Origin of the sequence: Vibrio sp. 779(2023), assembly GCF_033344285.1 — a bacterium.
Taxonomy (GTDB): Bacteria; Pseudomonadota; Gammaproteobacteria; order Enterobacterales; family Vibrionaceae; genus Vibrio; species Vibrio alginolyticus.
Genome location: NZ_JAWPOM010000001.1, coordinates 535,646 through 554,623, shown reverse-complemented (window position 1 = coordinate 554,623; position 18,978 = coordinate 535,646). Strand labels below are relative to the sequence as shown.

Genomic DNA, 18,978 nt, shown 5'->3' with positions numbered 1-18,978 from the left:
TAACATCTCGAGGTTACTTGGGTATAAACTAGCTAAGAATACTTTTTTCAATTTCCAAGTTTTTTCTAAAGCTCATAGAAAGAAGCCCAACAAAAAAGCCATGCAAAGTAGGCTCTGCATGGCTTTGGTTTGGGCAGCAATGACACTGCCCTCGTCTAGGACTGGTTACATTGAGCTTTGATCGAAATCGTTGCCTTGGTCAGTACCCGTTTGAGTATCCGAGTCGAAGCTGCCAGAGTCATCCGTGAAGTCAACACCTTGATCTTGACCTCCCGCACTTGTCCAGTCGCTGCCACCAGATTCCATACCCGCCATATCTGGTTGCTGATCTTGAGCAGAACCTTGCATGGTGTATTGATCATCGACTTCAACTTCAACTGTGCCACTCGCACCTTCTACTGCGCTGCCCAATTCGTCGTAACCTTGGAATTGGATTTCGCTCGTACCTTCGTAACCTTCTGGTAAGTCAACCGATACTGGTTGGTTCAGGTTGCCACTTAATGTGAAGCTGCCATCGCCATTATCCAGCGCGTTACTTACTGATGCACCATCAGGTAGACCGGACATTTCTGCATAATCCACCGATTCGTTACCACTGACCTCATCTGGAACCGAGATAGAAATGGTATCGCCTGGTGCTGCAGTCACATCAGCTGCGCTCTCCTCTTCACTGTCTGCACCGTTTGCTGCTTGCTCTTCAGGCTGTTGCGCTTCACCGACTTGCTGCTCTGATGATGCTTGAGCAGTTTGGATTTGTGGCTCGTCGCTTTGCGCTGAATCGTCCGCAACTTGGATGCTCAGATTCTGAGTCGATACTTCACCGTTGTCGTTGACCTGAACATCCATAGCCAAATTGCCATCGAAGTCATCGTTCGGCCAGTATGTCCACTCTTCATCACCTGATTTCGCAAAGAAACCAGCATCGTTTGCATCGGCGACATCCAACACTTCTGCAGAAGGGCTAATGCCAAGCTCATCAATCAACTGTGCTTCCGTTAGTGTTAGTGAACCATCATCAGCCAGTGCGTAGCCTTCGCTGGTTGTGGTTTCACCTTCACCTTGGATGTCGACATTAAAGAAGCTCTCAATGCGGTTTTCACCGTCAGTTGCAATAAAGCCAACTTGAACATCTCCGGTGTACCCTTCTGCTGGTGTGAATTGGTAGTTACCTTGGTTATCGGCCTCTATCACACCTTGACCTTCCATTAGGCTCACTGACTCAATGCTCAAGCTATCGCCTTCTGCATCGCTCAAGGTAGATAGCATGTCATCATTGGTGAACGACAAGGTGCCATCCGCAGCCATTTCTGTGGTAGAAATGCTGTCGATTTCTGGAGAAACATTATCTTGTGGTGCGTCTTCTTTCACGACCACACCCGTTTGCTCATCATGAAGCACACCGTCTTTATCAATCACGTAAGCGATATCCGCTTCACCCGTAAAGCCTGGTGCTGGATTGAATGTCCATGTGCCATCACCGTTATCGACAATTTCACCTTGGCTGCGATCAGCTAGGTGCACGAATTTCACTTCATCACCCGCGTCAGCGTCTACGTTCTCTGCCAATCCGATTAGGTCATCTGCGGTTAGGATAACAGGTTCACCCGCTAGGGTTTCGAAGTCACCTGAATCGATGCCATCTTCGAACTCTTCTGGCTCGTCACCATAATCCACCGTTGTTGCGGTCACGGTTACGAAGAACTCGCCATTAAAGTCAGCCGGAGGCGTCATTTGCAGGTCTGAAATATCCCACTCGTTCAAGTCGATGTATTGACCCGGCTCCGTAATGGTAATGGTATTCACACCATCCGTAACTTCGAAGCCAACAGGGAAACCAGTCATCACTAGGTTACTTAGCGTTTCTGAATCGTCGATTAGACCGACATTCAAGCCTAGGTGACCTGTTTCGTCTTCACCGAAGACTAATGGACCATCATGGTCGGTTGTGATGACCGCGCCATCCGCAACAGGGCGAACAAACACTGGCACATCAAGTACTGTTTCAAACTCACCGTCACTTACCACGACTTGCAAGTCAGAAACCCCTGCAAAATCGCCAGTTGGTGTGAATGTCCATGTACCGTCACCGTTGTCTGTTACCTCACCACCATCTTCACCTTCTGCGGTGATAATGCGTGATACGACTAGGTTTTCAGTGTCGATATCGCCGAACAAGTTCATCAGGTCGCCAGCGTCGAAGGTGAATGCGCCATCCTCGTCAGTTGCCATAAAGGCATTACCCACATTGAATGGAGCATCGTTGACTGGAATGACATCCACATTCAACGAGCCTTCAACCACTTCTTCACCATCCGTCGCGGTGTAGCCCAGTTCCACCAAACCATTGAAGTCTTGAGTAGTTACCAAGTGGTACATACCATCTGGTTGCTGGGTTAATGTCGCGTTTGCAGGCGCACGAACCGTGATGCTTTCTACGCTGATTTCGTCACCATCAAGATCCGTAACTTGATCAGCGATGTAAGCTGGGTCAATCACCATGACCACATCTTCTTCGCCTTGCATCTGGATGGTTGGCGCTTCTGGTGCATCGTTAACCGCTTCGATGTTTAGATTGCCTTCAACCGGCGTAACTAAATCACCATCGCTGACGCCGAACGACATTGGCACATCGCCATTGAAGTTCTCTGCCGGAGTGAATGCCCAAGTGCCATCACCGTTGTCTAGCAAGTCACCGTATTGCTCATCAATCACTAAGTCGACAGCAGACAGTTCGTCGTAGGTGTTGTCGATGTCTGTCGCGTTAGCAAGCAACATGTCCTGCGTGATAAGAATGGTGGTATCTTCGGTGCCAGCAATATTCACTGGCGTTGATTGCGGCGCATCGTTAATTGGGTTCACCGTTAGGTCGACGCCCACTTCCACGCTCGCACCATCGTTATCAATCAAGTCGAAGCTTAGGTCGATATCGCCATTGAAGTTCGCATCAGGCGTAATCGTGAAGCTACCATCTTGGTTCTCAACAACGGTTGCATTGGCTACCGCGGTTAAGTTCACCGCTTCTAGATTATCGCTGTCGACGTCACCCGCTTGAGCCAGTAACTGCTCTTGACTCAATGTGATTGAACCGTCTTCATCGACGCTGTAAGCCAAATCGCCAGATACCGGAGCATCGTTGACTGGCAATACATCAATGTTCGCATTGGTTGTCGCAGTTGCACCGTCTTCATCAGCGACTACCACATCGAGACTTACGCCACCGTTGAAGTTTTCATTTGGTGCGAAGCTGTAAGTGCCATCGTCATTCGCCGTTAGAATGCCGTCGCTACCACTGTAAGAGACGCTTTCTAGGCTCACGTCACCTTCCACATCGCTTGATTGCGCTAGCAGTTGCTCTTCCGTGAAGATAATGACTTCGTCTTCATTGACAGAGTAACTTGTCGCACCTGCGATTGGTGGATCGTTCACCTCAAGAACGGTAATACCCGCAGTGGTTGAGTCTGTCGCACCCTCTTCATCGACAACTACAACGTCTAGGCTAACCTCGCCATTGAAGTTCTCGTTTGGAGAGAAGGTGTACGTACCATCACCATTGTCTTGGAAGACGCCATCGTTGCCACTGTAAGTCACACTACTGATGTCTACGTCGCCTTCAATATCCGACGAATTAGCCAGTAGTTGCTCGTCACTGATGGTGATCGAGTTGTCTTCATGTACGGTGTAAGACGTGCTGCCCGCCACAGGTGGATCGTTCTCCGGCGTCACACTCACATCAATGTTGGCAGAGGTCGTATCCGTACCGTCTGACACATCGAAAGTGAAGTTCACATCACCATTGAAGTTCTCGTTTGGAGCAAAGCTGTAGGTCCCATCACCGTTATCGGTTAGGACACCATCAGCGCCAGTGTAAGTGACACCTTCTACCGATAGGTCATCACCATCGATATCCGTTGCGCCATCAAGCAGATCTTGGTCAGTGAAGGTCAACACACCATCTTCACCAATGGTGAACGCTTGATCTTCCGGCTGCGGCAAGTCATTGACTGGGTTAACCGTTAGGTCAGCCGTTGCAACGATAGTATCGGTGCCATCGTTGATATCGAACGTGATATCAATGTCGCCATTGAAGTTCGCGTCAGGCGTAATGGTAAAGCTGCCATCGTCATTAGCCGTAACCGTCGCATCACCGTCAACCACTAGGTTAGATGCAGTTAGTGCATCACCTTCTACATCCGTTGCTTGTACCAACAATTGTTCTTGGCTTAGCGTGATTGAGTTGTCTTCATCGACGCTGTAAGCCAAGCCACCCGATACTGGAGCATCATTGATTGGCAGAACATCAATGTTTGCCGTCGTCGAAGCGGTCGCACCATCTTCGTCCACGACTACAACATCAAGATTCACTTCACCATTGAAGTTTTGATTTGGTGCAAAGCTGAACGTACCATCACCATTGTCGGTAAAGATACCTTCGCTGCCACTGTAGCTTACGCTATCTAGTGCTACCTCACCTTCAATATCGGAAGAGTTTGCCAACAACTGTTCTGCACTGATGGTGATAACTTCATCTTCATCAATGGTGTAACTGGTTGTGCCTGCGATTGGTGGGTCGTTCACTTCAAGAACGGTAATTCCCGCTGTTGTTGTATCAACCGCGCCGTCCTCGTCAACCACGACAACATCTAGGCTAACATCGCCTGTAAAGTTTTCGTTTGGTGAGAAGGTGTAAGTACCATCGCCATTAATTTCTAGCACACCGTCGTTACCGCTGTAGCTCACGCTGCTGATCGCAACATCACCCTCGATATCAGACGAATTAGCCAGTAGTTGCTCGTCACTGATGGTGATTGAGTTGTCTTCATGCACCGTGTAAGACGTGCTGCCTGCAACCGGTGGATCGTTCTCTGGCGTAACACTCACATCGATATTCGCGGTCACGGTGTCCATGCCATCAGAAACATCGAATGTAAAGTTCACATCACCATTGAAGTTCTCGTTTGGAGCAAAGCTGTAGGTACCGTCACCGTTATCGGTTAGGACACCGTCCGCACCAGTGTAAGTCACGCCTTCAACTGTTAGGTTGTCACCTTCTACGTCCGTCGCGCCTGTTAATAGGTCTGCATCTGTAAAGGTAAGAATACCGTCCTCACCCACTGTGAACGCTTGATCTTGTGGCTCTGGAGCGTCATTGACTGGTGTTACTGTTAAGTCGAGACCAGCCGCGACCACTTCTTCCCCGTCAGTCACATCGTAGGTGAACTCGATGTCACCGTAGAAGTTCTCGCTTGGAGTAATGGTGAAGCTGCCATCCTCGTTCATTTCAACCGTTGCATTTTCATCATTGGTGCTCAGGTTGATTGCGCTTAGGTCGTCACCATCAATATCAACGGCATGCTCAAGTAACTGCTCTTGAGTCAGCGTAATGCTGTTGTCTTCGGCAGTTACCGCCGTGATATCACCCGTCACTTCTGGTGCGTCATTGGTTGGCGAGATATGAATCGTCACATCTTGCGTCGCTGTCGCCGTTGTACCTGTATCCACATCCGTAGACGTAGCGTTCACAGTTAACGTCACATCGCCATTGAAGTCTGCAGAAGGAATAAACTCTAGCCCTTCTAGCTCGCCTGGTTGTAGTGACCAAGTGCCGTCGCCATTATCAACACCTGCTGATAGTGAGCTGCCTTCTGGCACATCTTCAATCAAGATAGAGAGGTTTTCTGAGCCATCGGTATCGGTCAATGCTGCATCGATATCAAGCGGCACTGGTGTATCTTCGGTACCAATGATTTGGTAATCCGCGTCCGCTACCGTGATTTCGATGTTGTCGATGCCGAATGACTCGTCAGGAATACTTTGGTTTAGCGTAGAACCAAAGCCTAACTGAAGCTGACCGTCTTCCACCGGAACGGTTAAGTTCACTTGGTGTGCTTGGTCGTTCCAACCACTGAAGCCTTCACGTTGAGAGGCTCCGTGGATCACTTCACCCACTTCGTTACCGTCAGAATCGTAAAGCGTTGTCGTACCATCTTGAGTACGGAACGCGGAGTTCTCCAAGGTGGTTAGCTGTTCGCCACCCACAAAGATTTGGAACGACTCGCCATCCCAAGAATCGATTTCGTAGAAACTAAACGAGATATTCACTTCGTTGACATCACTTGGAATATCGTAAGTTTTGCTTACCGCTTCATCACCGCCAGTGCCACCAATACGACCCAGCATATCGCCCGTTTCGAAGCCTTGTGAGCTCTCAGTGTTCGCGTTCCAACCGTTCGAGCCAGACTCGAAGTTATCAGACGCAATCACCAAGTCCGAAGCAATCGAAAGCTCTGGCATATCAACCACAGATTGAACGTCAATGTTCGCTTCAGCAGGAACCGTTGCAGTGCCATCGTTGACATCAAACGTTACGTTCACGTTGCCATCGAAGTTTTCATTCGGTGCAAAGGTGTACGTACCGTCACCGTTATCAACCAAGGTACCGCTGTCAGAAGCAACATTTTCAACCGTTAGGTTATCACCATCGATATCACCTGCATTTTGCAGCAGTTGCTCTTCGGTGAAGGTGAAACTGGTGTCTTCTTGCGTGACGAACTGTGGCTGACCAACCGTTGGTAGGTCGTTCACTGGGTTTACAGTCAGATCGGCAGTCGCTTGAATGGTTGCATCACCGTCGGTAATGTCGAAGCTCAGATCAATGTCGCCATTGAAGTCTGCATCTGGTGTGATAGTGAAGCTACCATCGTCATTCGCAACAACGGTCGCATTACCGTCAACAGTCAGGTTGGATGCGGTTAGATCATCACCATCCACATCGCCCGCTTGTGCAAGAAGCTGCTCTTGACTGAGAGTGATAGAACCATCTTCATCCACGCTGTAAGCCAAATCACCTGATACCGGTGCATCATTGATTGGCAATACATCGATGCTTGCATTGATTGCTACCGTTGCACCATCTTCATCAGTCACAACCACATCAAGGCTGACATCACCGTTGAAGTTTTCGTTTGGCGCGAAGCTGAATGTGCCATCGCCGTTGTCAGTAAAGATACCGTCAGAGCCGCTGTAGCTGACGCTATCAATCGCGACTTCGCCTTCAACATCAGAAGCATTCGCCAATAGCTGCTCAGAGCTAATGGTGATGACTTCGTCTTCGTTCACTGAGTAGCTGGTCGCGCCGGCAATTGGTGGATCGTTCACCTCAAGTACCGTGATACCTGCGGTAGTTGAATCCGTCGCACCGTCTTCATCGACCACGACAACATCTAGGCTCACTTCACCATTGAAGTTCTCGTTTGGCGAGAATGTGTAAGTACCATCACCATTGTCTTGGAACACGCCATCTGCGCCGCTGTAGCTGACGCTGTCGATTGCTACTTCGCCTTCGACGTCAGATGAGTTAGCCAATAGTTGTTCGTTACTGATGGTGATCGAATTATCTTCATGCACCGTGTAAGACGTGCTGCCTGCCACCGGTGGATCGTTCTCTGGCGTCACGCTTACGTCGATATTTGCGGTCACGGTATCCGTGCCGTCAGAAACATCGAAGGTAAAGTTCACGTCGCCATTGAAGTTCTCGTTTGGCGCGAAGCTGTAAGTGCCGTCACCGTTGTCGGTTAGGACACCATCTGCGCCAGTGTAAGACACACTTTCTACCGATAGGTCATCGCCATCGATATCCGTTGCGCCATCAAGCAGATCTTCATCAGTGAACAGCAAGACGCCATCTTCACCAATGGTGAACGCTTGATCTTCTGGCTGTGGTAGGTCGTTAACTGGATTAACCGTCAGGTCAGCTGTTGCAACAATAGTGTCGCTGCCGTCGTTGATGTCGAACGTGATATCAATGTCACCATTGAAGTTCGCATCAGGCGTAATGGTAAAGCTGCCATCATCGTTTGCCGTAACCGTTGCATCACCGTCAACCATTAGGTTAGTCGCAGTTAGCGCGTCCCCTTCTACGTCCGATGCTTGAGCAAGAAGCTGCTCTTGGCTAAGCGTAATTGAATTGTCTTCATCGACACTGTAAGCCAAGCTGCCCGATACTGGCGCATCGTTGATTGGCAATACATCGATGTTTGCGTTAGTTGCCGCAGTTGCACCGTCTTCATCAACAACCACAACATCTAGGCTCACATCGCCATCAAAGTTGGCGTTTGGTGCGAAGCTGAATGTACCGTCACCGTTATCGGTAAAGATACCGTCGGAGCCGCTGTAGCTGACGCTATCAATCGCAACTTCACCTTCAATGTCAGAAGCGTTCGCCAATAACTGCTCAGAGCTAATGGTGATGACTTCATCTTCGTTCACTGAATAGCTGGTCGCGCCTGCAATTGGTGGATCGTTCACCTCAAGTATTGTAATACCTGCGGTAGTTGAATCCGTCGCACCGTCTTCATCGACCACGACAACGTCTAGGCTCACTTCGCCATTGAAGTTCTCGTTTGGCGAGAAGGTGTAAGTACCGTCACCATTGTCTTGGAACACACCATCTGTGCCGCTGTAGCTGACGCTATCAACCGCGACATCTCCTTCGACGTCTGATGAATTTGCCAATAACTGCTCGTCACTGATGGTGATCGAGTTGTCTTCATGCACTGTGTAAGACGTGCTGCCTGCCACCGGTGGGTCGTTCTCTGGTGTGACTGTCACATCGATATTCGCGGTCACGGTATCCGTGCCGTCAGAAACATCGAAGGTAAAGTTCACGTCGCCATTGAAGTTCTCGTTTGGCGCGAAGCTGTAAGTGCCATCGCCATTGTCAGTTAGGACACCGTCCGCGCCAGTGTAAGTGACGCCCTCTACCGATAGGTCATCGCCATCGATGTCCGTTGCGCCATCCAGCAGGTCTTGATCAGTGAAGGTCAACACGCCATCTTCACTAATGGTGAACGCTTGATCTTCCGGCTGCGGCAAGTCATTAACTGGGTTAACAGTAAGGTCCGCCGTTGCAACAATAGTGTCGCTGCCATCGTTGATATCGAACGTGATATCAATGTCGCCATTGAAGTTCGCATCTGGCGTGATAGTGAAGCTACCATCGTCGTTTGCCGTAACCGTTGCATCGCCATCAACCACTAGATTAGATGCGGTTAATGCGTCACCTTCTACATCCGATGCTTGAGCAAGAAGCTGCTCTTGGCTCAGTGTGATTGAGTTGTCTTCGTCAACGCTGTACGCCAAGTTACCCGATACTGGTGCATCATTGATTGGTAAGACATCGACTGTGATGTAAGTATCGACCTCTGCGCCATCTTCATCGCGAATGGTCACATCCAACTGCACTTGACCGTTGAAGTTTTCATTCGGTGCAAAGCTACAAGTACCATCGCCATTTACTGAGAAGATGCCATCTGGACCGTCGTAGCTGATGCCTACTAGCTCGACATCCCCTTCAACATCCGAAGCATTCAGTAGCACTTGCGACTCACTAAAGGTCAGAACTTGGTCTTCATCGATAGTGTATGCGGTAGGACCTGCGATTGGTGGGTCATTTACCTCAATCACAGTAATACCAGCAGTGGTAGAGTCCGTTGCACCCTCTTCATCGACAACGACAACATCTAGGCTCACCTCGCCGCTGAAGTTCTCGTTTGGTGAGAAGGTGTAAGTACCATCACCGTTGATTTCTAACACACCATCGTTACCGCTGTAGCTCACGCTATCAATCAACACATCGCCTTCAATATCCGATGAGTTCGCTAATAGCTGTTCGTCACTGATGGTAATCGAATTGTCTTCATGAACGGTGTAAGCCGTGCTGCCTGCAACCGGAGGATCGTTCTCTGGCGTCACTGTTACATCGATATTTGCCGTCACGGTATCCGTGCCATCGGAAACATCGAAAGTGAAATTCACGTCGCCATTGAAGTTCTCGTTTGGTGCGAAGCTGTATGTGCCATCGCCATTGTCAGTAAGAACACCGTCTGCGCCTGTGTAAGTGACGCCCTCAACAGATAAGTCATCCCCTTCAATATCGGTAGCGCCTGTTAGCAGATCCGCATCAGTAAAGGTCAGCACACCATCTTCACCAACAGTGAACGCTTGATCTTGTGGTTCAGGCGCATCGTTAACTGGTGACACCAATAACTCAAGGTTGGTAGAGACAACATCATCGCCGTCCGACACATCGAACGTAAAGGTGATATCACCATTAAAGTCCGCATCTGGCGTTAAGGTGTAAGTACCATCGCCATTGTCTGTGATGGTGATGTTTTCATCATCCGTTGCCAAGTTCAGTGCTGTCAGTTGGTCTCCATCCAAGTCACGCGCATTAGCAAGCAAATCTTCTTGCGTAATTAGGATTGAACCATCTTCTTCAACCATCGCTGAAACAGGCAATGCTTCAGGCGTATGTTCAATGTGAGCACCCGTTGCATTGACGTAGATGGTTTGAGAAACGGTTTCAGAATCATTATTTGATAGCTCTGTCGCCGTTGCCGTTACATTGATTTCTAGCTGTTGGTTAAAGTCTTCTGGCAATTGAATCTGTAGCTCTTGTTCAATTGCTGTGGTTGGAAGCGTTACAGAACCATCTGGACCGACTGTTACTTCACCGCTGTAGATCTGGCTGTTCACTTCACCTACATCAATGGTGAAGTTGAAGTCACTATAATCGGCATCGCCGCCACCGTAGAGATCTTCAAAGCCGTAAACCAGTTCACCGTCTTCGTTCACAGTAGTTCGAGTATGTTCAATGCCATCTTGGTTGAGCTCTGAGCTTGTGCCGCCATGGAAGACTGCATCACCAAATTGGCTTTGAATCACGGTTTCAGAACCATCAGCACCCACAAACACGAGTTGTGGGTCGACCGTATCCATGTTCGCAGGAGAGCCATCTGCCGCACGGAACTCATACTGGCCATCTTGCATGGACGCAAAGTCATTGAAGTTATGACCGTTAGGAATCAAGAATAGGTTGAAGCTTTCCCCTTCCGAGATTTGGAAGCTGAACTGATCTTGTCCCGGAACGAGGTCACCGCCTCCGCCAACTTGAGAGGCGTTTTCGTACACCACTTCAACGCCCGTGATATTGCCGTCTTCATCAACTTTGTAATAGCCAGCTGCGTTTTGGTAACCCGCGGTTTCACCTTCAAAGGTAACCGTGATTTCAGTATCGTTAAAACTGGTGATACCGTTGTCTTGATCGTTAAGTACCCCTTCGTTGTCGAAGCTGATCACCGAACCTTCTGGAACGCCATCAACGGTCACAGTCAGCGTTTCTGACAAGTCTTGGTCAACCAATGCTGCGGCGATGTTCACTTCAACAATACCGCCTGGCTCAACCAAGATCGCTTGGTCATCCACGTTTCGACCGTCGCCATCAGTGATGACTAGGTCTGGCGCATCTGCCACGGCTTCGATATGGACATTAATGTCTTGCTCAACTTCATCAGTACCGTCAGAAACCGTAAAGCTGAACTGCAAGTCACCACTGAAGTGCTCTTCTGGTACGAAGCTAAATGTACCGTCACCGTTGTCCGTTACAGTACCTTCATCACCCGAGTAGTTAATGCTGGTAACGGTGAGGTCATCACCATCAATATCAATCGCGCCACTTAGAAGATCTTCTTGCGTGAACAGGATGCTGCCATCCTCTTCAATGTGGTACATGCCAGGCGCAACAATTGGAATGTCATTGACTGGGTTCACCGTCAATGTCATTTCATTGGCAACACTCAATTCACCGTCGCTCACTTCATAAGTAAACTCGATGTCTCCGTTGAAGTTCTGTGAAGGCGTAACGGTAAAGGTGCCGTCGCCGTTATCCACGATAGAGGCATTCGGATCATTGGTTTCTAGTGCCGTTGCGTATAGGTCATCACCATCTTGATCGCTGGCATTTTCAAGCAGCATTTCTTGTGTCACGAGAATAGAGCCATCCTCGTCCACGTCTGCCACGATTGGCGCTGCTTCTGGTGCGTCGTTGACGAACTCAACTTTCAAGTCGATGTTTGCCGCCACCACATCGGTGCCATCACTCACATCAAACGTGAGGTCAACATTACCAAAGAAGCCCTGCTCTGGCGTTAACGTGTAGGTGCCATCGCCATTGTCTGTCACTTGAACCATATCGCTTAAGCTCGTCACGTTCACAACAGATAAGTCATCGCCTTCGATGTCCGTCGCTTGAGCCAGCAGCTCTGCTTCAGTAATCGTGATCGCTTCGCCATCTTCTGTGGTGAAGGACAAATCAGGCACATCTGGCAGGTCGTTCACTGGGTTAACGGTGAGGTTTAGATCCGCGGCGACGGTTTCGATCGCGTCAGTTACGTCATAAGTAAATTCGATTTCACCAAAGAAGTTTTCACTCGGCGTAATCGTGAAGCTACCATCAGCGTTCTCAACGATGGTTGCATTAGGATCGTTGGTCGACAGGTTCACCGCTTCAAGGTTGTCACCATCCACGTCCGTCGCGTTCGCTAACAAGTCTTCTTGAGTGATGGTAATTGAGCCATCTTCATCGACGACCGCATCAACCGGACCGCTGACCTCTGGACCTTCGTTGACGATCTCAACATCGATCTTCGCAGTGCTTGGGGCACTTGCTTGACCATCGCTGATGTCGAAGGTCAGGTTCACTTCACCGTAGAAGTTCGAAGTTGGCTCGAAGGTAAAGGTGTTGTCGCCGTTGTCTGTCAACGTACCTTGTGACTGGTCAACAAGCAGCAGATTCTCGATATGCAGAATGTCGCCATCCACATCGGTCGCACCTGATAACAGGTCTTTTGCTTCGATGATGATGGTGCCGTTTTCTAGCATTTGAGTATGCAGCGGCGCACCAGGAACTGGCACATCGTTGACTGGAATAACGGTCAGATCTAAGTGGGTATCGACTTCATCGGTGCCATCGAAGACTTTGTAATCGATGTCGACTTCACCATTGAAGTTTTCATTCGGCATAAAGGTGTAAGTGCCGTCGCCATTGTCGACAAGCTCACCGTTATCACCGCTGTAAGAGATATCAGAGATAGACAGCGCATCGCCTTCCACGTCACTTGCATTGGCAAGCAAATCATCCGCGCTAAACGTAATGCCCACATCCTCATCTGTCGACAACACAATCGGACCAGAAACGATTGGCGCATCGTTTACTGCTTCGAAGTTGATGTTGATGATGTTGTCGTCAGTGAGTTCACCATCTGTAACTTGGTAGCCAAGCTCAATCTCACCGTAGAAGTTCTCATCTGGTGTGACTGTCCATGTACCATCGCCGTTGTCGGTTAACGTAGCGTGCTCCGCGTTATCCCCCACCAGCTCTAGGTTTTGAATATCAAGAACGTCACTATCGATATCACTCGCTTGTGCAAGAAGCTGCTCTTCTGTGATTACCACAGAGGCAAACTGCGTAGAACCTTCGGTATCGATGGTCACATTTGGTAGATCAGCGGTCAGTTCGATTTCACTGTCACCTTCACGGATATTCAGTTCTACCGTTTCAGTGATTTCCGTGCCGTCCACGCCAATAGATGTGAACACCGCTTCATCATGACAAGTTTGGGAAACCGTCATGTTTTGAACCACGTAAGTACCGTTACCTTGAATCGTACCTAGCTCAAAGTAAGATACCGGCTCGTTCACCGTTAGGGTGTAATCCGTCTCATAACTACCACGATCTTCTTTGTGGTAAGTCATCGAGTCGATCAAGTCACCATCAGAGTTGAATGCGCGAATTTCGACTTCGGTAAAGTGGCGAGACTCTTCCATAAACCAGCCGCCTAGACCATCTAGATGGAAGCTGATTTCGTTGATGTCTTGACCTTCAACGGTCACAGTTAGTTTTTCATCACCGCTCAAGCCTTGGCGGTCAGTATCGCCAATACCATGCCCAATGTGTGTGTTACCATTCCATGCACCAAGCGGATCATCATTACTCTGTACCGTTACGGTCAAATCACCATCAGTGAACTGGCGAGTATATGGGTCAATTTCATCACCCCAATCATCAACACTTGCATTGTCGTCAAAGGTACCGATTTGAGTGGTATGCGTACCGTTCGCCAACGCATCATCATTTGGAATGAAGCGCACTTCCGTATCTGCAGGCACCTCCTGCCCGACTTCTAGCTGTACCCATTCGTCATTTAGATTTGCTTCAATGATGCCGTTTTCAGGGGCTTGGTCGAGACGTAACGCAGGCTCTTCACGCAGAGAAACACCCACTGTTTGGTCTTCTTCTGCTTGAATAAAGATCTCGTCGCCCGCTTCTGGCGCATCGTTGACAGGATTAACGGTCAGATCCAACGTGGTCAGAACATCATTTTCGCCATCGCTGATGTTGTAAGTGAAGTCCAACTCACCGTTAAAGTTTTCCGTATGCGTAATGGTGAATGAACCATCGTCGTTGGCTACGATCGTCGCATCTGGGTCATTGGTTTGTAGATTGCTGGCAACAAGGTCATCACCTTCAATGTCTGTCGCATTCGCAAGCAATTGTTCTTGCGTGATGGTGATGGCGTTATCTTCATCCACTTCAGCTTGAATGCCTGACGTTTCTGGTGCGTCGTTCACCGCGATAACATCGATGCCTGCAGTTGTCGTATCCGTTGCACCATCTTGGTCGATGACCGTAACGTCGAGCGAAATGTTACCGTCAAAGTTCTCATTTGGCGTAAAGGTATATGTGCCATCGCCATTGTCCACGAAGCTGCCGTCGTTACCAGAGTAGCTAACATTCGCCAAGGCTACATCGCCTTCCACATCAGAAGAGTTGGCTAACAACTGCTCGTCACTAATGGTAATTTGACCATCTTCTTGAACCGTGTAAGACGTAGAACCTGCAACCGGTGGATCGTTCACTGGTGTCACGCTGACATCAATGAATGCTGGTGTTGAACCTGTGCCGTCAGACACATCGAATGTGAACTGAACATCACCGTTGAAGTTCTCATTCGGCGCGAAGCTGTAAGTGCCATCGCCATTATCGGTAAGCACACCATCCGCACCGGTGTAGAGAACATTTTCGATAGACAGATCATCGCCGTCAATATCCGATGCGCCTTCTAATAGGTCTGCATCCGTGAACAGCAAGGTGCCATCTTCTTCTACCGTGAACTGTTGATCTTGCGCTTGTGGCAAGTCATTAACAGGATTAACCGTAATAGCCAGACCAACTTGTACCGAACCACCATCGTTATCAATGATATCGAAGGTCAGGTCTAGATCGCCGTTGTAGTTTTCATCCGGTGTGATGGTGTAACTGCCATCATCGTTGTATTGAATCGTCGCGTTGTCATCTGTCGATAGATTGATGGCTTCAAGGTTCTCGCTATCAATATCGCCCGCTTTGGCAAGCAATTGCTCTTGGCTCAGCGTTATTGAGCTGTCTTCGTTGATGGTGTAAGCCAAATCACCCGATACTGGTGGATCGTTGATTGGCAATACGTCGACATTGATATGCGTATCAACGGTTGCCCCATTTTCATCTTGAATGGTCACATCCAACTGAACTTGACCATTGAAGTTCTCGTTTGGTGCAAAGCTGCAAGTACCATCGCCATTGACGGTAAAGATACCATCCGAGCCTTCATAGCTGATGCCAACAAGCTCTACATCACCCTCGATATCAGATGCGTTGGCAAGAATTTGTGACTCACTGAATGTCAGTACTGAATCTTCATCAATCGTGTAAGACGTTGGACCGGCAACTGGAGGGTCATTCACTTCAATGACCGTAATGCCTGCGGTTGTTTCGTCAATCGCACCTTGCTCATCCGCCACAATCACATCAAGGCTGATATCACCGCTGAAGTTCTCATTTGGCATGAAGGTGTAAGTGCCGTCACCGTTGTCTTGGAATACGCCATCGGTGCCTGAATAGGTCACGCTATCGATGGACACTGCACCTTCCACATCCGAAGAGTTAGCCAGAAGCTGCTCGTCGGAAATCGTAATCGCATTATCTTCATCAACCGTGTAAGACGTTGAACCCGCAACCGGAGGATCGTTCACTGGAGTGACGCTTACATCCACATTGGCAGGTACGGTCTCAGTGCCGTCAGAAACACCAAAGCTAAAGCTGACGTCGCCGTTGAAGTTTTCATTTGGTGCAAAGGTGTAAGTACCATCGCCATGGTCAGTCAGCACACCATCGCTGCCTGTGTAGCTAATGCCATCAACCGTTAAGTTGTCGCCATCAATGTCGGTCGCGCCAGCAAGTAGGTCTGCGTCGGTAAACTGCAGCGTGCCGTCTTCTTCAACACTGAACTGCTGGTCTTGAGGAACAGGAAGATCGTTAACCGGATTAACCGTTAGATCCGCCGTTGCTTGGATAGTGTCTGTGCCGTCCGTAATGTTGAATTGGATATCAATGTCACCATTAAAGTCCGCATCTGGCGTAATCGTGAAGCTGCCATCGTCGTTCGCTGTGACGGTTGCGTTTCCATCTACAGTCAAATCGCTAGCAGTCAGACCATCTCCCTCAATATCAGACGCTTGAGAAAGAAGCTGCTCTTGGCTGAGTGTAATCGCACCGTCTTCATCAACGCTGTAAGCCAAATCACCCGATACTGGCGCATCATTGATTGGCAATACATTCACATTGATGACGGTATCAACTTCTGCTCCATCTTCATCTCGAATAGTCACATCAAGTTGAACTTGTCCGTTAAAGTTCTCGTTTGGCGCGAAGCTGCATGTGCCATCATCGTTAACGGTGAAAATGCCATCCGGACCATCGTAACTAATGCCAACAAGCTCTACATCGCCTTCCACATCAGAGGCATTCAGCAGCACTTGCGATTCACTGAAGGTCAGAACTGAATCTTCATCAATGGTGTAAGAAGTTGGTCCTGCGACTGGTGGATCGTTCACTTCCAGCACCGTAATGCCAGCAGTGGTGGCATCCGTTGCGCCTTCTTCATCAGCGACGACAACATCAAGCGTCACTTCACCATTAAAGTTTTCATTTGGAGAGAAGGTGTACGTGCCGTCACCATTGATTTGCAACACACCATCGCTACCAGAGTAGCTCACGCTATCAATCGAGACATCCCCTTCTAAATCCGAAGAATTTGCCAACAGCTGCGCGTCAGAAATGGTAATAGAGTTATCTTCGTGAACCGTGTAAGACGTTGAACCAGCCACCGGAGGATCATTCACCGGCGTAACGCTCACATCCACATTCGCTGAAACTGTATCTGTGCCATCAGATACGTCGAAGCTGAAGTTTACATCACCGTTGAAGTTCTCATTTGGCGCAAAGCTATACGTGCCATCGCCATTGTCAGTTAGAACGCCGTCGGTTCCTTCGTAGCTGATTCCCGTTACAGAAAGGTCATCGCCTTCAATGTCGGTCGCACCTGCAAGCAGATCCGCATCGGTAAATTGTAGCGTGCCGTCCTCTTCCACACTAAATTGTTGGTCTTGAGGAACAGGCAGATCGTTGATTGGATTAACGGTTAGGTCAGCGGTTGCTTGAACGGTATTCGTGCCATCTGAAATATCAAAGCTAATGTCGATATCACCGTTGAAATCTGCGTCCGGCGTGATGGTGAAGCTACCATCGTCATTTTGAGTCACCGTCGCGTTGCCATCTACCGAAAGGTTAGAAGCCGTCAGTGCATCGCCTTCCACGTCAGAAGCTTGCGACAACAACTGCTCTTGGCTTAAACGAATCGAGCCATCTTCGTCCACCGAGTAAGCAAGATTGCCAGACACTGGCGCATCATCGACTGGTGTGACGCTTACATCAATGTTGGCAGAAACCGTATCTGTACCGTCGGACACATCAAAGCTGAAGTTTACATCGCCATTGAAGTTTTCATTTGGCGCAAAAGTGTAAGTCCCGTTACCGTTGTCGGTCAGGATGCCGTCGCCACCGTCGTAGCTCACGCCTTCAACTGTGAGGTTATCGCCTTCAATATCCGTTGCGCCAGCAAGCAGGTCAGCATCGGTGAAGATCAGCGTGCCGTCTTCTTCCACCTCAAAGGTTTTATCTTCCGGCACTGGTGCGTCATTGATTGGACGAACAGTTAAATCAATCGAGCTAGAAATGGTTTCTTGACCATCACTGATATCAAACGTTAAGCCGAGTTCACCATTAAAATCAGTATCAGGTGTGACGGTATAAGTGCCATCACCATTATCCACAACCGATGCATTAGCACCCACTTGCACGTTGAATGCGGCAAGATCATCGCCATCAACATCACTCGCGTATCCGAGAAGTTGTTCTTGAGTGAAGGTAATAGTGCCATCTTCATCCATGATGTATGCCAGATCTTGCCCTACTTCTGGCGCGTCATTTTCACCTTCGACTTTAATCTGGAACGTTTCGCTCGTAGTTTCGGAGTCGAAATCGTCTTCTACTTGCGTCGTAGTTTCTTCGCTGGTGTCTTGTACATCCACCGCGAAGCTCTCTTCAGTGGTTTCTGAATCTAGCTCGTCACCACCTTGAGAACCTTCAGAGTCTGAAGAAGCACTTGGCGCAGATGAAGTTTGTACCGCTTGTCCTTGCGCTTCATTGCCTTCTGCGTCCGAACCACCTTCAGAGCCAGAGGCATCACCACCACCGACCGCTTGGGCACCCGCCCCAGAATCCGAACCACCGCTGCCCAGAGCCTCGTCACCTGATTCTCCGCTAGAAGCTACACTATCAACAACATTGGATTGTGCAGCGTCAGAGTCGCTGCTACTTTCAGTATCCTCTTCTTGAACTGCGCCACCCGAGCTCACTGCTTCTTCTTCCGTACCCGCGCCACTAGGATTTTCTTCCATCGCACGATTGGCTTCATCAACAGCATCTGCACTTTCAGCACCAGTCGCTACAGTCGAAGAGACGGTCGACTGCTGTTTTTCTTCTTTTGTCCCCGTATCCTTCGTTTCTGTTTGCTCTACCGCATCGTTAAGCTTTTCATTGTCTTTTTCTTGATTAGTGTCGCCTGCCATTACAGCCTCCGTTGCTTTTTAGCTAACTGATCGTATTTAGAGGCAGTAAAGGACACCATTTTTAGAAACCAACTTTTTTATACAACTTTTTTCATACCTTTCGAGTTCCATAAAAACAAAAAAATTTGAAAACCC

General features: G+C 49.0%; 1 protein-coding gene. It reads right to left on the bottom strand.

Annotated elements, in window-relative coordinates:
* Positions 1-165: 165 nt before the first annotated feature.
* A complete protein-coding gene (locus R8O70_RS02395; RefSeq protein ID WP_318184038.1) occupies positions 166-18,843 on the bottom strand; it encodes a tandem-95 repeat protein in 18,678 nt (6,225 codons plus the stop codon).
* Positions 18,844-18,978 lie beyond the last annotated feature (135 nt).